We start from the raw sequence: 25,471 nt of genomic DNA, 5'->3' as shown, positions 1-25,471 counted from the left end.
CGATCAGGCCAGCAGCATGCCGCCGTCGACCAACAGGGTTTGGCCGAGCACATAGCTGGCCAGCGGCGAGGCAAGAAACAGCGCCACGTTGGCCATGTCCTGGGGCGTGCCCAGGCGCCCTTGAGGAATGGCCCGCAACGCGCCTTCGAGGCGCTTGGGGTTGCTGGTGGTTACCCGTGTCAGCTTGGTTTCCACCAGCCCGGGGGCAATGCCGTTGACCCGGATGCCGTCACGAGCCCAGGCTTCGGCCAGGGTGCGAGTGAGTCCAAAAGCACCGGTTTTCGAAGCGTTGTAGGCCGGATTGCCACGCGTGGAGTGGAAGGCGGCAGCGGAACTGACGGTGATCATCGAGCCCTTGGCCTGCATCAACAGCGGGTGAAACTTCTGTGCGCACACCATCAGGCTGATGAGGTTGACGTCGAGTACGCGCTTGAAACCCTCGGTCAGAAATTCCTGACGGTCGTAGAGCACCGTGCCTTGTGCTTGCACCAGCACATCCAGGCGGGTGAAGGGCACGCTGGCGACTTCAATCAACGCCGCGTCCGCAACGTCGACCTGGGCGTAGTGCAGGCCTTCGAGATTAGAGTCGGGTGAATCTCGATAGGCCGCTGCCGAGGCTCGTGTGCCCCAGACATGCACTTCGGCACCGCGCTGGCGAAAGTTCTGTGCAATGCCATTGCCAATGCCACTGGAACCGCCGATCACCAGCACGGTTTTACCGCTGAAATCCAACTCGTACATGGGTGTTCCTTGTGCTTGTCGATGAATGCTGTCGAGCAATAGCCACGCTTTTACAGCGCCACCAGACCCGCCGAGGCCATGCGCTCAATTTCACTGCGGGTGTAGCCGAGCTCTGCCATGACTTGCCGGGTATGTTGGCCGAGGGCCGGTGGCGGGCGATTCAGCGACAACGGCAAATTGCCGAAATCCCAGAACGCGCCAATCTGTTGCAGGTCCCCGTACACCGCATGGGGATAATGGGCATGCAGGCCCGCGGCAGCGTGTTCGGGGCTGTCGAGAAACGCATCCATCTGCGCCTCCAGCACGGCCTGCGCAGGAACCTGCACGCCAGTCAGTGCTGCCAGTGCCGCCTGCCGGGTGAGGCCTGCGAAATAATCCTCGGGACGACTGCCCACCAGTGCGGTGAAGCGCTGAATTTCATCAGGCTGCAGCGCTGCCACCGCCAGCCAGGCATCGCTGCACAGATACAGACGGTGTGCGTCATTCAGCCCCGTCTGTTGCGCGTCCATATGGGCGACAGGCGTGAGACTGCCATCCTCCAGCACCACCGCTTCGCTCATCGACAGCAACGTGGCGCCCAACAATGAGGAACTGACCATTTGCCCGGCGCCGCTGCGGTTGCGCTCGTACAACCCCAGTAGCAAGCCATAAAGCGAGGATAAACCGGCAAAAAAATCACCCACGCCAAAACGCAGCCACATCGGCGCTTGTCCTTCGCCGCCCTGCTCGACCTCCCAGCCGCAGGAGGCCTGCATCAGTTGGTCAAAGCCTGGCCAATCCGCACGCGGGCCGTTCGGCCCGTAGGCGCTGACATGGCAATAGACCAACTGCGGGTTAAGTGCTTTGAGACGCTCGTAGTCAACCTTGAGTTTGCGTGCGGCCGGCAGCCGCATGTTGTGGTGCACCACATCGGCCCAGCGTGCCAGCGTCTCGACGACGGGCTCGGTTTGCGGATCACCCAGTTGCAGCGCGACCCCCAATTTGCCCCGCTGGGTACCACTGAAAATTCGCTCCAGACGGCGCATGGCGTCACCCTTAGGGGCTTCGATTTTAATGACCTCGGCGCCCAGGTCCGCCAGCAGCATGCAGGCAAACGGCCCGGCCAGGTAGGCGCCCAGATCCAAGACTTTCAAGCCATGCAGCGGTGGCAATGGAGCGGGACTCCACTTGTGCCCTTGCACTGGGAGCAATGCATCAGCGCCCGGCAGTACTGCGTTCCCTTCACCAACCAGTGGTGCACTGCCGCCGACTCGCGCAGGTGGCTGCACCTGCCAGGCCGGACCCGGTTGCAGGGTCTTGCCCAGTTGTACATCGTCAACTTCAACCACATAGCCATTGAGGCGCGCCTGCTCGTCGAAGTAGATATCGCCAAAGGCGCCGGCGATTTGCGCGGCCACATCGTGCTGCCAGAAATGCTCGACCCAATCCTGCGCCGGTCGTGTGGCGATAATCGCCTTGTTGGCGCCGAAGTTGGGCGCCACATGGCTGGGTGGCCATAACGCATTCAGGCGAGTCACTTCGGTTTCGCCCAGTTCGCTGAGCGCTGCGGCCATCCACGGCGATTTGTCCGGCGAGTAATGCACATGCAGCCAGCGGCCATCGGCGCACTGGTGCAATGGAATCGGAATGTATTTATCCAGGCCCTTGGCGAAGGCTGGGGTTGGCGTTTGCGCCCGGTTCCAATGCATGGTCATGGGCACCAGGGCCGCCTGTGCCAGACTCGTATGGGCGATGCCGCCACAGCCGTCACGGTCCCGCGCCAGCAACCGCGCCATTACCCCGACCACACACAGCCAGCAGGCCAGCCAGTTGGCGAATGGCATGCGCACAAACACCGGGCCGGGGCGATGTGCGGGCTGCTCATCCAACAGGCCCAGGCGCGCCAGGATCAGTGTTTCCCGTGGTATGGCATTCGCCAGCGCGTGCCGTTGCGGCCAGCCGCTGATCGCAGAGACAACCAATCGGGGGAAGTCTGCGACGAGCAGCGCGTCTGCCAGACCATGGGCCTGCGCCTCTGCCGGGGTGAAATCGTGCAGCAGCACATCGGCGCTGGCCAGTAGCAACCGCAACTGCTGGCGATCGGCAGGGTTCTCCAGGTCAAGGGTGACACTGCGCTTGCCACGATTGAGCACCGCGAACAGCACCTGGTGGTCTCTAGCCGCGTTGCCAGGTGATTCAACCATGACCACTTCGGCACCTGCTTCACACAGTTGCAGGCCCGCGGCTGAACCGGCAATGCCGGAACACAGGCTGATGACGCGAATGCCTTCAAGGATTGCCTGGCTCATACAGCACCTTTCAGTGGCTTGTTCTGCTCAAAGCGTTCTGCAGCAAAGCTGCAGAACGAATCCATGGCGTCACCCTAAGCCATCGAAAATTAATTTCATATATAGATTAGTATTCCGAATATAGAATCATAAGCGCGGATATGAACAATAGTTAATAATCAGTTCAATAACACAATCAAGGGCCTCGACATGATCCTGCGCATGGACCACTTCACTATTGTCTCTGACCAACTGCAGGCGACACGGGATTTCTATGTTGAGGTGCTGGGTTTGGTTGAGGGGCCACGCCCGCCCTTCCCGGTTCCCGGGTTCTGGCTTTACACCCGGAACCAGCCAGTGCTGCATGTCGTGGGCGTAGCGCAAATGCCGGAACCGCGACGTGGCGTGCTCGACCATATGGCCTTTCATGCCAGTGGCTTGCAGACGATGTGCACGCGTCTAATCGAGCATGGCGTGCGCTTCAAAATCATCCGTGCGCCAGGCTCGCAACGCACCTGGCAGCTGTTCATGCAGGACCCCAACGGGGTTGAAGTCGAACTCGACTTTGACGCCAGCGAAGAGCCGCCAGCCGATTGGAAAGAACGCCGGGCCGGCTAGATCAACCCGGAGTAACTGCCGCCGTCGACCTGTAGGTTTTGCCCGGTGATGTAGCCGGCCTGAGCCGAACAAAGAAACGCACAGGCCGCTGCAAATTCACTCGGCTGGCCAAATCGGCGCGCGGCTATTGGCTTGAGCATTTCCACCCGCGCCTGCTCGACGCTGAGTCGGCGATGCTTGGCCAACTGCTCGGTCATGAAGCGCAGGCGCTCGGTTTCAATACGTTCGGGCAGCAGATTGTTAATGGTCACGTTGTCGCGCGCGACTTCGACTGACAGGGCTTTGCAGAAAGCCGTGAGCCCTGCACGCGCCGCCGTGGACAATCCCAGGGGCAAGCGTGGCGACTTGACCATCGCCGAGGTGATATTGACGATGCGGCCAAACCCCCGCTCGCGCATCCCGCCGACCACTGCCTGAATCAGCAGAATGCCTGAAAGCATATTGGCCTCAATGGCCGCCAACCAGGCGGCATGGTCCCAGTCCTCCAGACGGCCCGGTTCCGGGCCTCCGTTGTTGGTCACCAGTATATCCACCACCGGACACGCGGCCAGCAGCGCCTGTCGACCGGCTGCGGTGGACAGGTTGGCCACCACGGTGCGTGGCAGTCGACCCGTGCTGCGTAAAATATCTTGCGCGGTGTGGGCCAGGCTCTCGGCATCGCGGCCATTGATCAGCACCTCGCAGCCCTCCTGCGCCAATGCCAGCGCACAGGCTTTGCCAAGCCCTCGAGAGGATGCACACACCACCGCAATACGCCCACCAATACCCAGATCCATTGCAGTACTCCTCGTGCGTGGGTGTCAGTCGTTCATGCCGAGCAAGGCTGTGATATCCCGCCCGGGTTCAGCGTCGCTGCCGTAGGCGAACTGGCCGGCACGCTGACGTTCGACCAACTGTTCCATCTGGTAGCGATAACGGGTACCCGGCGTATCGAAGCGAGAGTGCAAGTCACGACGTTCGTCGACCTCGAAATAACGTTGGTTCTGCGGGCGCACCACCGAGTTGTCCTGGGGCTGGATGATGTAGTTGATGCGCGGCATCACATAGCGAAAAGGCGCGGGTGCAGCGGTGGTGTTGAAGGTGACGTCACACCGCGATCTATGCTTGCCCACCGGCAGGAACGGTTGCAGGTTGGGCACGTCATACCCGGGGCGAAAGCGCGGATAGGAGATGCACACGTTGCTGCGCAAGTGAATGTGCAGCACGGCGCGAAAGTCCTGGTATTTGGCGCGCACACCGCCGACCCAGCGCATGATGGGCGCCACTGACTTTTGCGCCACGGTACGAGTGCGGGTCACGGTCTCGGAGGTCCATTGCACCTCCACCACGTCCGACTCACTGATACCGTCGCCAATGGTATTGGCATGCAGGAAATCGGCATGGGTCAGGTCAATCAGGTTTTCCACCGACAGCGCCGAGGTCGCATCAAACCGCACAGTACGCTGGGTGTAACCGGGAAGACTGCCGTCCTGCGGTAGAAACGGAATATGCGGGAGCAACTGCATGTCGGCAGCGTCCGGATTGCCGTACCAGACCCAGATGTAGCCGTAACGCTCAACCAGCGGATAAAAGCCCCGTCCCCCGGTAAACGCTGTGAGTATCAGCTCTTTCTGGGGGAAATGCGGATGAAACTCGGCAGCCACCGCGCGCCCGTTGTCCCGCCACAGGTAATAGGGCTGGGCATGAATGATCCGGCGAATGGGCCGCGCACTCAGGTCGCGGCTATGGGACACCGGGAACCAGGTGTCACGCAGGTCGTAGTTGATCGGCGTCCAGTCACCCCGCACTTTGCCAGGGATCGTATCGGTGGAGGAAGGCACGGCATGCATGGTGGGAACTCCTGTGCTCAGACGACTGCGCTGACGGGAATCAGGCGCGGTTGGCGCAACCCACGCAGTTCACGGGATGAGGCTTGCAACAAGGCCGCGACGGCTGCGCCATCAATCAGGCTTTTCACCTGGAATGGGGCTTGTTTACGCAGGCGTGCTGCTCGCCAGCGCAACGGTGCCCTGGCCGGCACCTGCTCATGCACGTAGCCACGCCAACACAGGCTGGTGGTGCCACGACGATTGGCACCGGTCGCGATCATCAGCGTCACTAGCGGCAATTCATCTTCGCTCAGCAAATCCACCCGAACAGTACCGCCGTTCAATGGGACGGCGGTGCGCACAATCAAGGGGTAATCCACCACAAACTGCGAAGGCAGGATTTGTGTGCTCCATACCGCACCTCGTTCCAGAACCACACGCCCCTGCTCGCTGCGCAGATCGCCAAGGAAAAAATCGGTAAGGCGCACATGGGGAAACCCGAGCAAGCATTCCGGACCGTCGAGCATCGCATCCAGGTACTGGTCGTGACTCATGTTGACGATAGTGGAACCGGTAAATTCGCGTCCGCTGGGTTGGTAATCGCTGCTGGGCAATGCCCCTTGCGGTGCCCCCTCACCCAACCACACATGGACAAAACCATTTTCCTCGCGCACCGCAAAGGCACGCGCGGCATAACGTGCAGGTACGCGCTCATCGGCATGCAGATTGGGGATCTGCGTGCAGCCACCACTGGCGCCATCAAAGGTCCAGCCGTGATAACCGCATTGCAGGCCGGACTCGACGACTCGCCCCAGAGCCAGCGGCACCCGCCGATGTGGGCAACGGTCTTCCAAGGCAAAGGCTTGGCCGGCCGCGTTTCGGAACAGCACCAACTCCTCGCCGGCAAAGGCCACGGCCAATGGCGTTTGATCATTCACGGCCTCGCAAAGCGCCATGGCCCACCAGCCTGGGGTCATCATCGGGCTGCCTCTTTGTTATTGGTCTTGGGCAATTGCGTTGAACGCAGTCAGCGCTAACGGTAGTGCTTAGTGGTGGATAGAGCAAACATAATTCGACAGTTTTTTATTTTCTGTCGATATTTTTTTAACCCAGCATAAAAAGGCAAAATTCAGGCATCAAGCCGAAACATTTCGGCTTAAAGAGCACATTTCAGCTTGATAAGCGACCTCCAAATGGACATTTTTTCTTTATCTGATCATGTTTTAATGAAAAATAGCTAGCGAGCAATCCATAAGCCTGATTACCATTAGCTTGCTCATTGACTCCAAGGTGCGCTGACGATGACCCAATCCACCCTCGGCTTTGTCCTCCATGACGTTGCCCGCTTGATGCGTAAGCGCTTTGAACAATGGGCTCGCGCAGCCGGTCTCACGCGCTCGCAATGGCAAGTCCTGGCCAAGCTGTCGATTCATGAGGGCATCCACCAGAAAGGCCTGGCAGACCTGTTGGAAATCGAGTCGGTCACCCTGGTGCGCTTGCTGGACAAGATGCAGGAGCGCGGATTGATCGAACGCCGTAACCACCCCACCGACCGCCGATACTCCTTGCTGTTTCTCACCCCGGCTGCCCATCCGCTACTGCAGTTCATGCGCACCATCGGCGAACAAACCCGACAAGAAACCATGGCGGATTTCTCCATTCAGGAGCACGACCAATTGCTGCAGTACCTCGAACGTATGCGTGAACACTTGCTGACAGCCTGCGGCCAGCCCGTGGATGAGCTCACAGGCTGTGCAGCAAGCGAGGTGAAGCATGGCTGAGCCGACATTGCAGCGCCCTGCCGTGCACGCTGAAGCCCGACCGCTCGAGCCAGCTGAAAAACCCCAGATGCAGGCGACCGAGGCTTCGGCCCTTGATGGCCATGCTGAAGAACCGTCTGACACGGCACGCCAACGCTGGCGCATCGGCCTGTTTTTGCTGGCACCTATCAGTGTCGTGGCCTGTGCTGCCTGGTATGTGTTGGGTGGCCAGATCGTAAGCACCGACAATGCTTATATCCAGGCCGAGCGTGTAGGGGTTTCCACCGATGTCGCCGGAATCGTCGCGGCTATTGAAGTCAGTGACAACCAAAGCGTGAGCAAAGGCCAAGTGTTGTTCCGTCTCAAGCCCGAGCCCTTTGAAATCGCCGTGGCCAGTGCCAAGGCGCAACTGGAAAACGCGCGCAATCAGATCCTTTACCTCAAGGCCAGCTACAACCAATCGCTGGCCGAGATCGCCCAGGCTGAAGCCAAATTGCCCTTTTACCAGACCAATCTGCAACGGCTGGAAAAGCTGGTCAGCGTTGCCGCCGTATCCAGGACTCTCTACGACGACGCCCACCAGGACCTCGACAATACCCGTCAGCAGGTGGCGGTCGCCAAGGCCCAGGCCGCGGCGGCGCTGGCTCAACTGGGTGGGCGTCTGGACAGACCTCTGGAGTTGCATCCGTCCTACTTGCAAGCGCTGGCGGCACTGAATGAAGCCGAACGCAACCTGCGAAACTCCGTGGTCATCGCCCCATTCGACGGCGTCGTCACCAACGTTGACTCGCTGCAAGTGGGTGCGTATCTGCAACCACCCCAATCGGGCTTTAGCCTGGTGTCCAGCGAGCAGCTGTGGGTGGCTGCGTCACCGAAAGAGACCGAGCTGACCAACGCTCACATCGGCCAGGGCGTAACCATTGAGGTAGACACTTATCCGGGTGTCACCTGGCATGGCACCGTGGAAAGCATCAGCCCAGCATCCAGTTCGAGCTTCTCCCTGTTGCCGGCCCAGAACACCACGGGCAACTGGGTGAAGGTTGTGCAGCGCATTCCGGTGCGGATCCATATCGACGATGCTGCCGGCAAACCCGCGCTGCGCCATGGCATGAGCGCCGTGGTCGATATCGATACCGGCACGGCACGTGGCCTGCCGAAGCCGCTGGCAAACCTGTTCGCACGCCATCATGAGTGAAGTATCCGGACCACTTCCGCCATCGCCGTTGCGGGTACTGATCACCTTGTGTGTGGTGCTGGCGGTGGTCATGCAGGCGCTGGACACCACCATCGCCAACGTCGCCCTGCCCTATATGCAGGGCAGCGTATCGGCCAGCGCCGATCAGATTAACTGGGTGCTGACCTCGTACATCGTCGCCACCGCCATCATGACGCCGCCCTCGGCTTTCCTGGCCCGGCGCTTCGGTCGCAAACGCGTGTTGCTGTGGTCGATCCTGGGTTTTGTATTGGCGTCGGTGCTCTGTGGCATTGCCCGCTCCCTGGAAGAAATCATCCTGTTTCGCCTGCTGCAAGGGGTGGCCGGGGCGGCGTTGGTGCCATTATCGCAAGGCATCCTGCTGGATATTTACCCGCAGAAAGAACGAGGGTCGGCAGTGGCGCTGTTCGGGGTATCGGTCATGGTCGGCCCGGTATTGGGGCCGATGCTCGGCGGCTGGCTGACGGAACACCTCAGTTGGCGCTGGGTGTTCTTCATCAACCTGCCTATCGGGTTGCTGGCCTTCATCGGCATGACCCGCTTCATTCGTGAAACCCCGGCCGACAGGACCGCACGCCTGGACTGGCTGGGCTTTAGCTCCCTCAGCGTGGCCATCATGTCGATTCAACTGTTCCTCGACCGCGGCGAACAACTGGGCTGGTTCGACTCTGGGGAAATCATCCTGGAAGCGCTGGTGGCCGCCATCGCTTCGTACATTTTCATCGTCCACACCTTCACCCACGACAAGCCCTTTATCAGCCTGAAGTTGTTCAAGGATCGCAATTACTCGGTGGCGGTGGTGTTTATCTTCATCATCGGCATCACCTACCTGGCCTCGCTGGCACTGATGACACCCTACCTGCAAACCCTGATGGGCTACCCGGTTCTCACCGCCGGCATGGTCATGGGGCCGCGCGGCCTGGGGACGATGCTGAGCATGTTCCTTGCCGGGAAGATCATCGGCAAAGTCGATATTCGCTGGATACTGTTTTGCGGCCTGGTGTTGTCCGCCTGGTCGATGTACATGATGACCGGCTGGACACCGGCCGTGTCCATCCACACCATCGTCTACGTTGGCTTTATCCAGGGCGCGAGCCTGGGCCTGTTGTTCGTCCCGCTGACCACCATCGCCTTTACCACCCTGCCCCCGCATTTGCGGGGCGAAGCCACGGGTCTGTACAACCTGTCACGCAATGTCGGTTCGAGCGTTGGCATCTCGATCGTTACGGTGCTGCTGGCGCAAAACACCCAGATCAATCATGCCGAAATCGGCGCCTACGTGACGCCGTTCAACCGCCTGTTCGATGCCTGGCCTGTCAACAACCAGCTCAATCCACTGACCGCCAGCGGGCGTGCAGCCCTGGATGGCTTGATCACTGTGCAAGCCAGCTGGGTGGCTTACCTGGATGACTTCAAGCTGCTGATGTGGTTATCCATTGGCGTCATACCGCTGCTGCTGATATTCAGGACACCGAAGTCTCAAGCCAATCAGGCCTCGTAGCGAAAACGTCCCACCGCTACGTTCAGCTCATCGGACAGTTCGCGCAAGGACACCACGGCTCCGGATACCTGATGGGTGATCGCATCACCCTCTCCGGCCATGCGCGCGATGTGCTCGACGTTGGCCACGATGCCCCGCCCACCCTCGCTCTGCACGCTCACCGCATCGGCAATCCGGTCCACCCCGCGCGTGGAGTCTCCGACCAGTTCCGTCGCCTGCTGCAGGGTACTTTCCAACTCACCCAGCAGTCGGCCACTGTCCTCCAGTGCCACGGTGCCCGCACTCAATGCCTGGTCGACGATCCCGGACTGGTTCTCCAGCTTCAACGTCAACTGGTTGATCGAGTTGGCAGCCAGCGCCGAGCGTTGCGCCAAGTTACGCACTTCGTCGGCCACCACGCTGAAACCGCGCCCGCTTTCTCCGGCACGCGCCGCCTCGATGGCCGCATTGAGCGCCAGCATGCTGGTCTGCGCGGAGAGGTCCTTGACCTGACCGATGCTGGCGGTGATCGCTGTCGTGCTTTCGACAAAATCGCCCACCGAGCCGCGGATGGCGGAGAAGGCATGGCGCACGCTGTCGATTTTCTCGAGCAGTCGCGACAAGGCCAGGTGCCCGTCTTGCGCACCGCGCAAACTTGCTTCGGCGCAGCTGCGCAGGCTTTCAGCATGACTGGAGATTGCCGCAATGCCGTCGCTCATCTGCTCGATGGTCATCGACACCGCACCCACCGCACCGGCCTGCGCCGTGGAGCTTTGCGCCACGCGCGCCGAAGTACCCACCAGTTCCTCCGCCGACGCGCCGACCGATGCCGCAACACCGGCAACCTGGCGCATGGCCTGCTGAAAGCTATCAATGAGTTCGTTGAATGCCTGGGCCGTGTGGGCCACCTCATCTCGGCCCATGACCCGCACGCGTCGGGTCAGGTCGCCATCGCGCAACTCGATCGATGCCTGTTCGATTTCCCGGATGGGCCTGAGGATCTGGGCACGCAACAAAAGACTGACGATGACGGCGAGTACGCTGGCGCCGAGTAATACCGCAACCAACATCCGTGACACCTGGCGTTGCATAGTGCCGGCCTCGGCAAAGGCGCCAGAGGTCAGTTGCGCCTGCAGTCCCAGCAAACGATTGAATTGACCTTGCAGACCATTGTTGTCGGCGCGCACCCTGCCCAGCAGCGATGCCGCCTGTATTTGGTCACTCAAGGCCGCGCGCTTGAAATCGGCAAGGCCTTCGCCGACCACGGCGGCCTGTTCTTGCACGGCGCGGTAGAGTTCTTTCTCCTCCTCACCCAGACGCGTCTCGCGAGCCACCTTGTCCAACCCGGCTCGCATGTCGTCGACACTGGCCTGCATGTCTTCCAGATAGGATTCCAGCTCCTCGGCAGAAGCCTGCCCATTGGATTCAAGGATGCGTGCGCCTATGGCATAGGCCCCGACCATTGCCGCCTGCGACGCAGACGCGGTTTCCAGTACCTGGCGATACTGCTGGAAACGCAACTGGTCGATTTCCTCGATCACCGCCTGTTGCCTGGCCAGCCCATGATAGGCAAGGCCCGAAACAACCAATAAAGCGATAACAAATAATGCGGGCAGCACAAAGAGCTTGGCGCCGATTGAATAGCCTTTGAGAAATGACATTCTGATTACCGTTTTTGTTTTTATAGGAAATGACAGGCCAACATCAGCTCCATCATATTCTCTATACGGTATCTCATTCTACTATCAGAATGTTAGATGATACCTCAAATGGTTATCAGCACCTTCACGTTGGATAAACTAAAGCAATACAGGACCATCAAACTGTCCACTCCGTGATATTGGCCAAGGCTCCCCCGTGCTCCACGTAGATACTGAACAAATGCCCTGATCCTGGAGCGTTGTTCAGCATTTCCATCGGAATGTCGTGACGTGCGCTGGTGATGTACAAGGTGTCACGGTCTTCACCACCGAAAGCCAGGTCCGTCGGCCCTGGAATCGGCAAACCAATCATTCGATCAATGCTGCCGTCTTCGGCAAATCGAACCAGGCTCCAACCGTCGCGCAATGTGGTCCAAACACCCCCCTCTCGATCAAGGGCCAGTCCGCTCAGCCGCCCCGACCCTTTGGGCAACGTGGCCAAGCGCCGAACATTCACACTGCCTGCCTGCACGACGTAGACCGACCCGGTTTCCGGCCCGATTGCGTAAAACGCCTGCCCACGCTCATCCCAGCACATTGACGTGATGTTTTCCTGAAACTCCCAGGACAAGCGCAGATCACCATGCCGGTTCAACTCTCCCACCTTGCAGCCGGTGTGGCTCGCCAGGCACGCCCAGACACTGCCGTCAGGTCGACTACAAAGCCCCAAGAGGCTCTTGCCGGGCCAGTCGGGCAAGGGATGTTCGCAACCTTCAAAGTCAATCAGCGACCAACCCTGGGTATGGGCGACCAGCAATCCCTGGCTATGCAGCTCCATCGCCACGACCGGGGATTCGAGGCGGGCGAAAATACGCTCGCCATCGCCATCCAGCATGCGAATGGCCGGCGCCAGGGTATCCGCCCAAAACAGGCAACGAAGCTTGCTCGACCAACGCGGGAAAGCGCCATTGAACGCCCACGGACTATCGACCAGTTTGACGTCGGTGTCGCCGATTTGAATGCGCGGCTCGCTCAACTGAGCCCCCACGCGTCTTGCCGCTTCGCTTATCTCAGGGCCCAACAGCTCCAGACGCTCAAGGGTCAAGCGATAAGCCGGCCCTGCCACACTCAAGGCGCCGCGCACATTTCCCGCGTTATCCCGGATCGCCGCAGCCACGCAACGCACGCCCATCACAATCTCCTCATCGTCGATGGCATAGCCCCTGGCCCGGGTGATCTGCAACTCGGTATGCAGGCGTCGACGATCGGTGATGGTCAGTTCGGTCAGCGGTGTCAGCACCAGCCCCTTGATGATTGCCTCACGAGCGGCTTCATCCATCGCCGCAAGAATTGCCTTGCCCTGACCCGTGCAATACACCGGCTTGCTCTGGCCAAGCGCCGCCGCCGAACGCGTGGTGTGCGCGCCGTCGCAACGCTCGAGAGATCTGACTTGATTGCCATCGAGCACCGCCAGATAGGACGTCTCGCCGGTCAGATCGCGCAAGGCCCGCAACTCGAAACTCGCGGCCGCTACCAGGTCCGGCATCAGATAGGCATTGCGCACCAGTTCCAGATAACGGAACCCCAACCGGTAGACCTTGTGCACCGGATCGCGGCGAATCATGCCGCGCTCCACCAGGCTGGCGATGATTCGATACAGCGTGGTTTTGGGTAACTCCAGCTGCCCTGCCAATTCGGCCTGACTGACGCCCCGAGGCGCGGAACCAACGGCCTCCAACACATCCAGCGCCTTCTCCAGTGCACCCGTGCCCTCTCCTGCTTTCATGACTTATTCCCACCATATGGAACAACGAATGAACTGGATCATACGACGGGTATTGCACACGTCAACAAACCTCTAGGATCTGACGATATCAGGTCATCACAAACATTCTTTGTCCCAAATTACGGGAATAACCAATGACTTGGTGCACCTACACGCCATGCGTAAGAGCACAGGAGAACAACAATGACGCAGATCCACCAATACGCCGACACACTGGAAGAAACCGACGAGCGCCAGGTTCATGTCAGCGATGAAGTGCTGGCACGCCTAGCCCGTTGCAGCAGCGGTTCGCTGACCACCCAACTGTTCAAATTGGGTTTTCGTCAGCCAGCCCTGGTCGGCCTTCGCGCCATGAACAAAGACATCAAGCCGTTCGCTGGCCGCGCTTTCACCATGCGCTTCATACCGGCCCGCGAGGACATCGACACCTACGGCACCATGACCACCAAACCCAACCACAACAATCTGCAATGGCAGGGTGTGGAACAGATCCAGCCGGGCGACGTGCTGGTCATCGACAGCCAGAACGACCCGCGTGCGGCGTCGGCGGGCAATATCCTGGTGACCCGTCTGCTGGCCCGTGGCGCCCGGGCTATCGTTACCGACGGCGCCCTGCGCGACGGCAGTGAAATTGCCGCTTTGCCGCTGCCTGCCTTTGCCCGCGAAGTCACTGCAACCACGCGCATCTCCTATCACCACGTGGCTGACTTGCAGGTACCGATCGGCTGTGCCGGTGTGGCGGTGTATCCAGGGGACATCATCGTCGGCGACGGCGACGGTTTGACGGTGATTCCTGCGCATCTGGCAGAAGAGCTGGCCGATTACTGCACCGTGCAGGACGACCTGGAAGGCTATCTGGCGATGCGCATCGCCGCCGGCGAAGCACTCTGGGGCGTCTATCCACCAGGTCCAACCGCCATCTCTGACTACCACGCATGGGTAGCCTCAGGTCGTCCTGCCATCCCGAGCATCATCAACAAGGGGGATGAACAATGAGCAAACAAGCCGAATACGCCGCACTGATCCGTCGCTACTTTGCTGCTTGCAACGCGGGCGATCACGCCGAATTGGTGTCGTGCTTCACTCCGGATGCCGTGCACTACTTCCCAGCCGGATTGCCAGAAATTCCTTGGCGCACTGCCGAGACCATCGCGTCCAAATGGGTGTGGTGCGTCGAGAACCTCGGCTCGCAATGGACCATCGAGAAGATTCTCGTCAGCCATGACAGCCCTGAAGCGGTGATCGAGTGGACGCACTGGAAGGGTAAACTGGGTACCGCGCTGCGTGGTGACGAGTGGTACATCTTTGACGAGCATACTGGTCTGATCAAAGAGATCCGCGCTTACTACGCCTCACCTGCCGACAAGGAAGTGGCCATCAACGAAATCGTCGACTTCGATTACGCGGGTCGTGGTTACCACCTGGAACCGGCCACAGGAGGTGAACAATGAGCACCACCGAGTTTCAATTGATCGATGCAGCTGTCGAGGCTGCCGGTGCCGTCGCCGGGTTCTGGGCGGCCTCCGCGCCCTCCGTTCGCAGCGGCTTGCTACGTGGACTGGCCAGCGGTCTTGAACAGCACCAAGCCGCTCTTGTGGCACTGGCCGACGAAGAAACCGGCCTGGGTGCCGGGCGACTCAACGGTGAAGTGGCGCGAACGGCCTTTCAACTGCGTGGTTTCGCCGACGAGGTAGAGGCCGGTGTGCCATACCAGACAATCGACGATCAGGCCGTGGCTGGCGCGCCGCCCGTAGGTCGCCCACGCCTGACACGCACCCACGAACCGCTGGGGCCGGTGGCGATGTTTTCAGCCAGCAACTTCCCGTTCGCTTTTTCGGTCCTGGGCGGCGACACCGCTTCGGCATTGGCGGCCGGTTGCCCTGTGGTAGTCAAGACTCATTCCGGGCACCCACGGCTGTCGCGCGCAGTACATGAGGTGGCTCAGGGCGTACTTGACGGCATGAACTTGCCTGGCGGGCTGCTTGGCCTGGTCGATGGCGCCTCCCGCGCAGCGGGCCTGCACCTGGTAGCGCATCCGCAGATTGCCGCCGTTGCATTTACCGGTTCCTATCAAGGCGGGACCGCGCTTTGGAAAGCCGCTAACGAACGCCGTCGCCCTGTTCCGTTTTTCGGTGAGTTGGGCTCCATCAATCCATTGATCGCCCTGCCCGGTATTCTAGAGCGTGACAGCGAGGCCCTGGCGAACACCCTTGCTGCTTCGATCACCCAAGGCACCGGACAATTCTGCACCAGCCCGGGGGTGATCGTTTTACTCGACCATCCGGCCAGTGACCGTTTTGTCGCGCAATTGAGCGCGGCACTGCAACCGATCAAGACCCATCGCATGCTGACTCCCGGTATGCGAAACGGATTTGATGCAGGAGTCGCCCATCTGCTGGCATCCGATGCAGCGAGCCAAGTATTCGAGCCACTGGCCGATAGCGAAGGCCCGGCTCCGCGTCTGTTCAAGGTCGACGCCAAGGCCTTTATTGAAGACGCCAATCTTCGCGAAGAAATGTTCGGCCCCGCCGCCGTGGTACTGACAGTCGAGTCCATCGAACAGGCGACCGCTGTGTTGCACGCCATTGGAGGCAGCTTGACGGCGACGCTTTGGGGCTTCGAAGACGCCACCGACGACACCCGTGCGCTGCTTCGCGCCGCTCGCCAGATCGCCGGTCGAGTGTTGTTCTCGGGCGTGCCAACAGGCGTTGCCGTCACGCACGCACAGCAACATGGCGGCCCCTGGCCTGCGTCGACTCAACCACAAAGCACTTCGGTGGGCTACGCCGCGCTGCAGCGCTACCTGCGCCCGGTGGCGTTGCAGGATGCTCCTGCATGGGCACTCGCCCAGCAAGGAGCCCAGCCATGATGAAACACATCGTGATGTTCCGGCGCCTGCCTGCGGTGGAGAAAAACCCACAGCTGGAAAGCCATCTCGTGCAGTGGATGAGCGACCTCGCCAAGGACATTGAGTTTGCCCGCAGCTGGAAGGTGTCGGCCAATGAACTGGACCGACCGATCTGCTGGGACTACGTGCTGGAGACGACGTTCGACGATGCTGAAGCGGTCAACCGTTACCTGCCTCACCCGGCGCACGTTGCCCTGGTCACTGAACTGAAAAAGTACTTCGAATGGGTCGCTGTGGACTACACGGAGGCAGACACCCAGGCCGCTTGATCCCGGTACAGGTATTGGCTCCCAAGGGTCGCCAATGCCTGGGCACTCTACAAAAATAATTAGACGAGGCACACATGAACAACAACGAGCGCTACGCGCTGGAAGGCAACACGCCAGTTGCCGCGGTCTCGGCCCAATCGAAGGGCCACCAGGACGCGGCGGCGACCACGAAAAAGAGCAGCTATCGCTTTCTGATTCTGGCGTTGATCACCATCGTTCTCGCCCTGAGTACGGGGGATCGTGCTGCACTGTCGGTCGCAGGGACCGACATGAGCAAGGAGCTCGGTATCAGTTCTGTGGAAATGGGATACCTGTTCTCGGCATTCAGCTGGGCGTACGTAATCTTCCTGATCCCCTCCGGGTGGCTGACCGACCGTATCGGCTCGAAGCTTTCAATGATGCTGGCCGTGGTGATCTGGTCTTGCTTCACGGTGATGATGGGTATGGTGCATTTCATTGGCATGGTGGTACCACTGCTACTGGCCCTGCGCTTTTTGCTCGGTGCTGCTGAGTCTCCGGTCGGACCAGCCTCGGGCCGCATCATTGCCGCATGGTTCCCCTCCTCCGAACGCGGTATTGCCGGCGCCATCTTCAACAGCGCGCAATACCTGTCGCTGGCTGTCTTCACCCCAGTCATGGGATGGCTCTGCTACACCTACGGCTGGGAGTACGTATTCATCATCATGGGCGCCATCGGCCTGGTGATTGGTGCCATCTGGTGGAAATTCTACTACCTGCCCATTGACCATCCGAAGATGAACAGCGAGGAACTGGAATACATCCGCGCTGGCGACGGCCTTGTTGATCTGGAGAGTTTGAAATCCAAAGCGGCAAATACCGGCAAGGGCATGAAGCTCGGCGAGATCGGACAGTTGTTTCGCAGTCGCATGCTGGTCGGGATTTTTCTGGCCCAATACTGCATCACTTCGATCACCTGGTTCTTCATGACCTGGTTTCCGATTTATCTGGTCAAGGAACGTGGATTTGACATCCTTCAGGCCGGGTTTATCGCAGCAATTCCAGCGTTGTGTGGCTTGGTGGGCGGCGTGTCCAGCGGTTTTATCTCCGACCTGATCCTGAAGAAAACGGGCTCTTTGAGCATTGCTCGTAAAACCCCGATCACCATTGGCCTGTTGCTCAGCGCCAGCATCATTCTCTGTAACTATGCCGAAAGCGCTGCCGTGGTCGTTGTGCTGATGAGCCTGGCGTTCTTCGGTAAGGGTTTCGGCTCGATGGGCTGGACAGTGGTCGCCGACACCGCGCCCAAAGAGCTTATCGGGACTACCGGTGGCGTATTTAATGCCTTCGGCAACACCGCTGGAATCGTAACCCCGGTGGTCATCGGCTACATCCTTCAAACCACAGGTTCCTTCGATGGCGCACTGCTCTACGTCGGCGCTCACGGATTGGTAGCGGTCGCCAGTTACTGGCTGATCGTCGGCAAGATCCAACGCTTCAAGCTTCATCCGAAAACTTGAATTCGGTTTCCAACTGACTCCAATTAAAGATATGCGAGGCACCAAAAATGAAGATGATTTTTCGTTGGCACGGTCCGAAAGATCCAATCAATTTGCAGTACATCAATCAGATTCCCGGGTTGTACGGCATTGTTTCATCACTTTACGACACCCCGCTTGGAGAAGTCTGGCCGGTGGACCGTATCACCAGTCTGCGAGACGCAGCGGCGGCTTATGGTTTGAAAATGGACGTCGTCGACAGCTTCCGCGTGCACGAAGACATCAAACTGGGAAAGCCCAATCGTGAAGCGCTTATTCCGCAGTACATTGAAACGCTGAAGAATCTTGCCGCCAGCGGTATCAAGATCGTCTGCTACAACTTCATGCCTGTATTCGACTGGACTCGTACACAGATGGAGTACCAACTGCCCGATGGCTCCAATACATTGTCTTTCGAGGCCTCGTTGGTTGATCGACTGGACGTATCTAAAGGTGTGATTCCCCTACCCGGCATCGGTACAAAATACCCTGCAGAGAAGCTCCAGGCACTGCTTGAAGAATACAAGGATGTCAGCACCGAACAGATGTGGAAAAACCTTGAGTGGTTCCTGGGCAAGTTGGTGCCGGTTGCCGAGCAGCTTGGCCTGAAACTGGCCCTACACGCAGACGATCCGCCTCGTTCGGTGTTTGGCCTTCCTCGAATTATCAAAAACATCGAGGATCATCGCCGCGTACTGAGCATCATTGACTCGCCTGCGAACGGCCTGACGTTATGCAGCGGCACCATCGGCTCGGACCTCAACAACGATGTGCCGTCGTTCATCAACGAATTCGCCGCTCGCCAGCGTGTGCATTACGTTCACCTGCGTAACGTCAAGGTGTTCGACAACGGTGACTTTTATGAAAGCGCCCACCCGACGCAATGTGGTTCGCTGGATATGGCGGAAATCCTGAAGGCCCTGCATGACGCCAACTTCACCGGCTACGCCCGTCCAGACCATGGCCGCATGATTTGGGGAGAGACAGGCGTACCAGGATACGGCTTGTACGATCGTGCACTGGGCACCATGTACTTGCAGGGTTTGTGGGAAGGCATCGGCAAGGAAAAAACCAAGGCAGTGCTGCAAAAACAAGGGCCCGCCGCAGTAGCGTGATCGAGTCTTCCACCGAAGCACTGCCAATCTATTGCCGCGTACGCAGTCGAATGTGTGCTTTACGCGAGGACTGTCTCGCGGCAATTAGACGCTTCGGTCATGCCAGGCAAAGTCAGCAGCATCGACCTTATAAGAAAAGCAGGACTTAATTATGACCTCCCGTGAAATCAGCCCCGTGATCCGCCTGGACCCTGCCGACAACGTAGTGGTCGCACGCGTGGAAATCCCCACAGGCACTGCCATTACTAACGAATCATTGACTACGCTGCAGGACGTCCCGCTGGGGCACAAGATTGCTGCACGCATGATCGAAAAAGGCCAACCGGTGCTCAAGTACAACACCGTGATTGGCTATGCCAGCGAAGACTTGCCACCAGGTACCTGGATGCACAGCCACAACATTGAGTTCGGCGAAACCGCTCGCGATTATCGCTACGGCCTGGATTACGTGCCCACCGACCTGTTGCCAGCCGATAAGCGCGCGACGTTCCAGGGCATCATTCGCGAAGATGGCCGGGTGGCCACGCGCAACTACCTCGGCATTTTTGTCGTCGGCAATTGCGGCGCCACCGTGGCACGCAAAATTGCCAATCACTTTGACGAAGAGCGCCTGGCCGCCTTCCCGAACATCGACGGCGTCGTGCCCTTCGTGCATGAAATCGGTTGCGGCATGGAAATGACCGGCGAACCGATGAACCTGCTGCGCCGTACCATCGGCGGCCACATCAAGCACGCCAACACCGCCGGCGGCCTGCTGATTGCCCTGGGCTGCGAGCGCAACAATATCTATGGTTTCATCGAGCAGGAGCAACTTGTACTGGGAGACATGCTCAAGTCGCTGGTGATCCAGGACGTCGGCGGCGTTAAAACCGCGGTAGACCAAGGCATCAAGATGATTCAAGCGATGCTGCCCCAAGCCAACGCCGTGCAACGCGAAACCGTGTCGGCCGAACACCTGATCATCGGCATGCAATGCGGTGGCTCTGACGGCTTCTCCGGCCTCTCGGCCAACCCGGCGCTAGGCGCTGCGGTTGACATTCTGGTGCGCCACGGCGGGACCGCGATTCTCTCCGAGACCTCGGAAATTTTCGGCGTCGAACACACCTTGACCGCCCGAGCCGCCACCCCCGAAGTCGGTCGCAAACTGATTGACCGCATCGACTGGTGGCTGGAATACAACAAGGGCCGCGACACCCAGATCAATGGTCGCGTCAGCCCCGGCAACAACGCCGGTGGCCTGGCCAACGTGCTGGAAAAATCCTTGGGCGGTGCCAAGAAAGGCGGCAACGCACCACTGATGGATGTGTATGAATACGCCTACCCGGTGACGACCCATGGCCTAGTGTTCATGGACACCCCCGGCTATGACCCGGTGTCCGCGACCGGCCAGATCGCCGGTGGCGCCAACATGATCGCGTTTACCACCGGGCGTGGTTCGTGCTTCGGTTCGGTTCCTGCACCGACCTTCAAACTGGCGAGCAATTCGCCCATGTTCAATCGCATGAGCGATGACATGGACATCAACTGCGGCCAGATCATCGACGGCGACAAGACCATCCAGCAAATGGGCCAGGAAATCTTCGAGCGCCTGCTGACTCACGCCTCGGGAGACAAAACCAAGAGTGAACTCAACGGCCTGGGCGAAGACGAATTCTGCCCATGGCAGATCGGCGTGCTTGCATGACACCGGTGCCGTTGTCGCTATACGTTGCCCCTGCCGCATGGCCTTGCGGCAGGTCGCTCGACAGGATGCTCGGCTGACTCGTCACGTATGAGTCACCGTGTGCACTGAGTTCTCCTTCAAATAACAACAACGATTCCGCCGAAAAGGCGGTTGGCGCGGCCATGCCTGCGATTCAACGGGAGCCACCATGCAACACAACAACAAAGTGCTCATCTGCTCGACTTTGCTACCAATGGGACTGTTCAGCAGTGCCGGCCACGCAGCAGGTTTCCTCGAAGACAGCCACGCCACACTGCAGACCAGTAATTTCTACTTGAACCGAGACTTTCGCGAAGACCCGGGTATCTCCAAACGTGAAGAATGGGCACAGGGTTTCGTCCTCGACTACAAGTCCGGCTACACCGCAGGCACCCTCGGCTTCGGGCTCGATGCCATTGGCATGCTGGGGATCAAGCTAGACTCGGCCCCCGATCGCAGTGGCACCGGTTTGTTGCCGGTCGGCGAAGATGGTCGGGCCCCTGACGAGTACAGCAAGTTCGGCGCGGCAGCCAAGATCAAGGTGTCGAAAACCGAGCTGAAGGTCGGTACGCAGATTCTCAAGTATCCGGTCATATCTTCCAGCACCGGACGTATCCTGCCCCAGACCTTCCAGGGCGGCATCCTCACCGCCAAGGAACTGGACAACTTCACACTGACCCTGGGCGACATCAACCGCACCACGCTGCGTGACTACTCCCATAACCAGCCTCTGACCCTGGTCAACAAGAACAAGCGCTTCAAAGCCACTCCCGACGCCGACGACTTCAAAATGGCCGGCGCTGACTACGCTCTAAGCAAGAATCTGACCTTGAGTTATCAGTACGGTGAGCTGGAAAACATCTATCGTCAGCAGTATCTGGGCTTGGTGCATTCCCTACCATTGGGTAGCGGTACTCTAAAGACAGATGTGCGGTATTACCTCAGCAGTGATGTCGGTAATGCCGGTGCCGGCAAGGTCGACAACCGTACCCTTAACGCACTGGTCGCCTACAGCTTGGGTGGCCATGGCGTCGGGCTCGGTTATCAGGGGTTGAGCGGATCAACTGCAATGCCTTACATCGTTGGTACCGATGCGTACTTGACTAACTACATGATGGCAAACGACTTCATGGAGCGCGACGAACGCTCCTGGCAACTGCGCTACACCTACGATTTCGCCGTCTTCGGTGTGCCAGGCCTAACCTTCTCCACGCGCTACACAAAGGCCGATCATGCCAACCCGGCGACCGTGGCGGGTGAAGGCAGGGAATGGGAGCGTGACACCGATATTGGCTATGCGATTCAAAGCGGGACATTGAAAAATGTCGCGGTACTTTGGCGCTATGCAACGCTGCGCTCGAACTACTTGCGTGATATCGATGAAAACAGAATGATCATCAGCTATAACCTGCCACTGTTCTGACCATCAAAACCGTGAGGGAAGGATCGCGGATTTTCAGCTGGGCCGAACGCAGGCACGATCACCATCGGAGAACCTACTCACCACATTGAGTGGTTTGTCGGCTCTTCGTTGACCTTTGCTCCTCTGTTATTGGGTTAGTTTGAGGTTTTTTGCTTCGTGCAGGCGCACCTATCCCTTGGCAGGTGGCCCTTGAGATGTAAATTCATCAGTCGCGCCACGCTTTTCCCTTACCGCCGCCAGAGAACACTTTCTTTTTGACCTGGGACAAGGCAGCCCTGCACAACCCACGCGTGAGCTTCATGCGCGAGCACATGAGTCGACTTATCGAACAGGGCATTTTCACGTTGAGCTGCTGACTTTGGCCTTATTGGGCAGAACGGCGCGCGTCTGCCATTATCCTTTGCCACCCCTTCCTGTGTGCTTATCAACATGATCCAGTTGCAAGACTACTTTCGCAGCCGCGTTTCACAGGCAGCCTATGATCTGTTCGCGGTTTTTTCCCGCTTTGAATACGCGATGAAAAAGGGAGGTTTTCGGCGGCGTGACAGCGCTGATGCGGCATGGACCAAATTCGCTAACGATCTTCCAGCGGATATTTTTCCCCGCTTGCGCGCGGCACCCGAGGTGGCCATTTATTTCGACGCGCCGCCGGATCGATTGGTGGCCGACACTGGTGAAGGCGTCCAATGGTCCGGCACACCCACCACGCCGTCCACATTGCGAGAGTTGCTTGATTGCATAAAAATCGCCCGGAACAATCTATTCCACGGTGATAAACGGCATGACAACCGGAGGGACACTGAACTCATGGCTGCGGCACTGTTCGTGCTCAACCATATTTATGAATCCATTGAGCACGAGCCAAAATTTGATGCCTTCATCTCAGAAATGGAATATGGCCTGTGACCCTGAAGCAATTGATCTCAGACCTCAATCAACGGCATTTACCATTTTTGTCGGTACCTGACGATGTACTTCATCTAAACAACGAAGGCTTTTGCAGCTCGTTTCATTGACGATGCCTTGGCTTACCAAGTGGATACCGCCAACACTACAATGATCCGTTAGCGGTGCTCATTCGGTCGCAAGCGGCCGCTGCGAGAGGCGTTACCTGCAGCCAGTGCCGCAATCTTGTTTTTTTACCGTGCTAACCAACAAGGAAGAGAAAATGGCATTAGCTGAAGACCTGAAAAAATGGGTCGACGAAACCTTCACAGCCGCCTGGGAGGTTCAAGAGACGACTGGGGTTCCTAACCCAGCAGATCTGCGGCTGAACTCAAACCATGCAAAAGATCTGGACTCAGCGACCGTGTTGTATGCAGATCTGGACGGGTCTACAGACATGGTGAACACCAAGAAATGGGAGTTCAGCACCGAAATCTATAAAACCTTCCTCAAATGTGCTTCAGACATAATCAAAAATGAGGGTGGTGTCATCACCGCGTACGATGGCGATCGCGTGATGGGAATCTTCACGGGTGATTATAAAAACACTTCCGCGGCCAAATGCGCTTTAAAGATCAATTTCGCCGTTCAAGACATTATTCAACCCGCCATCTCAAAGGGATGGGCTACAGATTTTGTCTTAAAGCATGTTGTAGGCATCGACACCAGTCAGTTGAAAACAGCACGAATTGGAGTGCGAGGTGACAACGACTTGGTTTGGGTGGGCCGTGCAGCAAATTATGCCGCAAAACTCACTAATCTGGCCAACAAGCCGAGTCGTATTACCGAGGACGTCTATGAAAGGTTGGCATCAGACTTGAAACAAACCAATGGTACGGACATGTGGGTTCGCGAGTATTGGACGGAAATGGGCATTTGGACGTATTCCTCCACCTGGAAATGGAGGGTGTAGATTTATCATCACGCCTGAAGGGCGGAACATGACTTAACAAGCACTACAAAATCGTCTGCCGCCCGCGCCGCGACCATCAACACGACGTTACATTTGTCGCTAAGCCTCAGGTCCCCAGCACCACCCGTCTTGGACTGGTCATCAACCCCTTCATCTTTTCGGCAAAAGGTCGCACGCCCTCCACGCTCGATTCGGTCAGGAATGTACGCCAGAAAGTTTCTGAGCTGAAGAACGCCCCGCCAGCCCACAGACGGCACATTCGACAGCGTGTTGGATCAGAAAAACTCCTGCTCCGCTACCCGCACCCTCGACGGCATTTATCTTTTTTGGATCCCATTGAACTTTTTCGGCACGCCCCCATTTGCTGGAGAGACCCTTAACCCCCGCGGGGCTTGTCGATAAATGTCTACGGAAAAAATGATTGAGCGCTTTGAAGGCGCTGCGGGCCGGCCAGCCCTTGAAGAGGTTTTGCTAGAGCAGAAATTGGTCCTCGGCAATGAAGTGCTGGCCAAACTTCTGGCTGAGGCTGGCTCCTTGATGGAGCTAAAGCAAGATCAGGTTCTCATAGAGCAGGGAGGCCACGATACCGACGTTTTTTTTATCATCACGGGGCAACTCAAAATCAAAGTCCACGATCGGGAAGTGGCAATCCGCGGGCAAGGAGAGCACGTCGGGGAAATGTCGGCATTGGTGGTGACGGCGAAACGTTCAGCGACCGTCGTCGCGACAGAATCTTCGGTCGTATTGAAGGTTTCAGCACCCGACTTTAAAGCCGCAGCAAACGCTTTCCCCCGCATTTGGCAACACGTCACCCGTGAACTGGTTGAACGGCTGCATCAACGCAACGCTTTGGTGCGACCCTCCCACAAATCAGCCCGCGTGTTCATCATCTCGTCCAAAGAGGCGTTGCCGATTGCACGCGAAATCGAACGTCAGCTCGAGCATGACGCGTTCTTTGTCAAAATCTGGACCGAAGGTACGTTTCGCGCGTCGAAGTACACCATTGAAAGTCTGGAAGAACAGCTGGACGAAAGCGATTTTGCGATCGCAATCGCCCAGCCGGATGATGAAGTGACAAGCCGTGGCCAATCGCAGGGCGCGCCACGTGACAATGTGATTTTTGAACTCGGCATGTTCGTCGGTCGACTTGGCCGCATGCGCTCGATTCTGGTGGAGCCCAGGGGCGACGAAGTTCGCCTTCCTTCAGATCTGAAAGGTCTCACCACCATCACCTACCGCCCCGCCGCAGACAAAGAACCAGCCAAGCTGGGGCCTGTCTGCACCTCTTTGCGGGAAATTTTCAACGACCTAGGTCCGCGATAAAACCAATTCATCATCAGCAAATTACTGCCTTGCACCATGCCAGGTTATGCGTCCCTCAGGATAG

The 25,471-nt window shown here is 58.5% G+C and carries 22 protein-coding genes; 15 read left to right on the top strand and 7 right to left on the bottom strand.

Annotated elements, in window-relative coordinates; translation table 11 throughout:
• Positions 1–3 precede the first annotated feature (3 nt).
• Together AC1RDQ_RS07845 and AC1RDQ_RS07840 are read right to left on the bottom strand one after the other, a co-directional pair.
• Positions 4–741: an SDR family NAD(P)-dependent oxidoreductase gene (locus AC1RDQ_RS07845; RefSeq protein ID WP_057715141.1), complete on the bottom strand. Its 738-nt coding sequence runs from the start codon at positions 739–741 to the stop codon at positions 4–6.
• A gap of 50 nt (positions 742–791) precedes the next feature.
• The gene (locus AC1RDQ_RS07840) at positions 792–3,029 is read right to left on the bottom strand and encodes a CoA transferase (RefSeq protein ID WP_057715142.1); all 2,238 of its coding nucleotides are present in this window, start codon (positions 3,027–3,029) and stop codon (positions 792–794) included.
• Between the two features lie 201 nt (positions 3,030–3,230).
• Between AC1RDQ_RS07840 and AC1RDQ_RS07835 the strand changes: the two genes are divergently transcribed.
• Positions 3,231–3,626: a VOC family protein gene (locus AC1RDQ_RS07835; protein WP_237749997.1), complete on the top strand. Its 396-nt coding sequence runs from the start codon at positions 3,231–3,233 to the stop codon at positions 3,624–3,626.
• Here the strand turns inward: AC1RDQ_RS07835 and AC1RDQ_RS07830 are convergent.
• The 3 genes from AC1RDQ_RS07830 to AC1RDQ_RS07820 are packed head-to-tail and all read right to left on the bottom strand — an operon-like array spanning position 3,623 to position 6,414.
• Positions 3,623–4,402, bottom strand: coding sequence for an SDR family oxidoreductase (locus AC1RDQ_RS07830; protein ID WP_057715143.1), 780 nt, complete (start codon positions 4,400–4,402; stop codon positions 3,623–3,625). The two genes, AC1RDQ_RS07835 and AC1RDQ_RS07830, sit on opposite strands and share 4 nt — an antisense overlap.
• Positions 4,403–4,426: 24 nt before the next feature.
• Positions 4,427–5,455, bottom strand: coding sequence for an aromatic ring-hydroxylating oxygenase subunit alpha (locus AC1RDQ_RS07825; RefSeq protein WP_020798268.1), 1,029 nt, complete (start codon positions 5,453–5,455; stop codon positions 4,427–4,429).
• Between the two features lie 17 nt (positions 5,456–5,472).
• Positions 5,473–6,414: a Rieske 2Fe-2S domain-containing protein gene (locus AC1RDQ_RS07820; protein WP_057715144.1), complete on the bottom strand. Its 942-nt coding sequence runs from the start codon at positions 6,412–6,414 to the stop codon at positions 5,473–5,475.
• A gap of 321 nt (positions 6,415–6,735) precedes the next feature.
• Between AC1RDQ_RS07820 and AC1RDQ_RS07815 the strand changes: the two genes are divergently transcribed.
• The 3 genes from AC1RDQ_RS07815 to AC1RDQ_RS07805 are packed head-to-tail and all read left to right on the top strand — an operon-like array spanning position 6,736 to position 9,908.
• Positions 6,736–7,215, top strand: a complete 480-nt coding sequence (locus AC1RDQ_RS07815; protein ID WP_057715145.1) for a MarR family winged helix-turn-helix transcriptional regulator — start codon at positions 6,736–6,738, stop codon at positions 7,213–7,215.
• Positions 7,208–8,389, top strand: coding sequence for an HlyD family secretion protein (locus tag AC1RDQ_RS07810; protein WP_057715146.1), 1,182 nt, complete (start codon positions 7,208–7,210; stop codon positions 8,387–8,389). The genes AC1RDQ_RS07815 and AC1RDQ_RS07810 overlap by 8 nt, the downstream gene beginning before the upstream one ends.
• Positions 8,382–9,908 (top strand): DHA2 family efflux MFS transporter permease subunit, encoded by a 1,527-nt coding sequence (locus AC1RDQ_RS07805; protein WP_057715147.1) that lies wholly within the window; start codon positions 8,382–8,384, stop codon positions 9,906–9,908. The genes AC1RDQ_RS07810 and AC1RDQ_RS07805 overlap by 8 nt, the downstream gene beginning before the upstream one ends.
• Here the strand turns inward: AC1RDQ_RS07805 and AC1RDQ_RS07800 are convergent.
• Positions 9,896–11,548 carry a methyl-accepting chemotaxis protein gene (locus AC1RDQ_RS07800; RefSeq protein WP_057715148.1) on the bottom strand — a complete coding sequence of 551 codons (1,653 nt, stop codon included), beginning with the start codon at positions 11,546–11,548 and terminating at the stop codon, positions 9,896–9,898. The two genes, AC1RDQ_RS07805 and AC1RDQ_RS07800, sit on opposite strands and share 13 nt — an antisense overlap.
• Positions 11,549–11,705: 157 nt before the next feature.
• The gene (locus tag AC1RDQ_RS07795) at positions 11,706–13,313 is read right to left on the bottom strand and encodes an IclR family transcriptional regulator domain-containing protein (RefSeq protein ID WP_057715149.1); all 1,608 of its coding nucleotides are present in this window, start codon (positions 13,311–13,313) and stop codon (positions 11,706–11,708) included.
• Positions 13,314–13,496: 183 nt separating this feature from the next.
• Here AC1RDQ_RS07795 and AC1RDQ_RS07790 point away from each other — a divergent pair, with 183 nt between their 5' ends.
• From AC1RDQ_RS07790 to AC1RDQ_RS07740, 11 genes are all read left to right on the top strand, one after another.
• Positions 13,497–14,309 carry an RraA family protein gene (locus AC1RDQ_RS07790; protein WP_020798275.1) on the top strand — a complete coding sequence of 271 codons (813 nt, stop codon included), beginning with the start codon at positions 13,497–13,499 and terminating at the stop codon, positions 14,307–14,309.
• Positions 14,306–14,764: a nuclear transport factor 2 family protein gene (locus AC1RDQ_RS07785; protein WP_020798276.1), complete on the top strand. Its 459-nt coding sequence runs from the start codon at positions 14,306–14,308 to the stop codon at positions 14,762–14,764. Before AC1RDQ_RS07790 ends, AC1RDQ_RS07785 begins: the two co-directional genes overlap by 4 nt.
• Positions 14,761–16,182, top strand: coding sequence for an aldehyde dehydrogenase (NADP(+)) (locus AC1RDQ_RS07780; protein ID WP_057715150.1), 1,422 nt, complete (start codon positions 14,761–14,763; stop codon positions 16,180–16,182). The genes AC1RDQ_RS07785 and AC1RDQ_RS07780 overlap by 4 nt, the downstream gene beginning before the upstream one ends.
• Positions 16,179–16,490, top strand: coding sequence for a Dabb family protein (locus AC1RDQ_RS07775; protein WP_057715151.1), 312 nt, complete (start codon positions 16,179–16,181; stop codon positions 16,488–16,490). Before AC1RDQ_RS07780 ends, AC1RDQ_RS07775 begins: the two co-directional genes overlap by 4 nt.
• Positions 16,491–16,564: 74 nt before the next feature.
• Entirely contained in the window at positions 16,565–17,968 is a 1,404-nt protein-coding gene (locus AC1RDQ_RS07770; protein WP_079246760.1) for an MFS transporter, read from the top strand.
• A 47-nt stretch (positions 17,969–18,015) separates the two neighbouring features.
• A complete protein-coding gene (locus tag AC1RDQ_RS07765) occupies positions 18,016–19,101 on the top strand; it encodes a mannonate dehydratase (protein ID WP_057715152.1) in 1,086 nt (361 codons plus the stop codon).
• Positions 19,102–19,252: 151 nt separating this feature from the next.
• On the top strand, positions 19,253–20,785 hold the full coding sequence (locus AC1RDQ_RS07760; protein WP_020798281.1) for a UxaA family hydrolase: 1,533 nt from the start codon (positions 19,253–19,255) through the stop codon (positions 20,783–20,785).
• 187 nt (positions 20,786–20,972) lie between these two features.
• Complete coding sequence (locus tag AC1RDQ_RS07755; RefSeq protein ID WP_057715153.1) at positions 20,973–22,226, top strand: OprD family porin; 1,254 nt, start codon at positions 20,973–20,975, stop codon at positions 22,224–22,226.
• Positions 22,227–22,655: 429 nt separating this feature from the next.
• Positions 22,656–23,132, top strand: coding sequence for a hypothetical protein (locus AC1RDQ_RS07750; RefSeq protein ID WP_057715154.1), 477 nt, complete (start codon positions 22,656–22,658; stop codon positions 23,130–23,132).
• Positions 23,133–23,394: 262 nt separating this feature from the next.
• Positions 23,395–24,084, top strand: coding sequence for a Pycsar phage resistance system uridylate cyclase PycC (gene pycC / locus AC1RDQ_RS07745; protein ID WP_057715155.1), 690 nt, complete (start codon positions 23,395–23,397; stop codon positions 24,082–24,084).
• 402 nt (positions 24,085–24,486) lie between these two features.
• Entirely contained in the window at positions 24,487–25,407 is a 921-nt protein-coding gene (locus AC1RDQ_RS07740) for a TIR domain-containing protein (protein WP_057715157.1), read from the top strand.
• The last annotated feature ends 64 nt before the right edge of the window (positions 25,408–25,471 follow it).

The organism is Pseudomonas sp. GW823-FHT02E01 (assembly GCF_058797535.1).
Note: the sequence above shows the minus strand (reverse complement) of the source record. Positions and strands in the feature narration are given on the sequence as shown.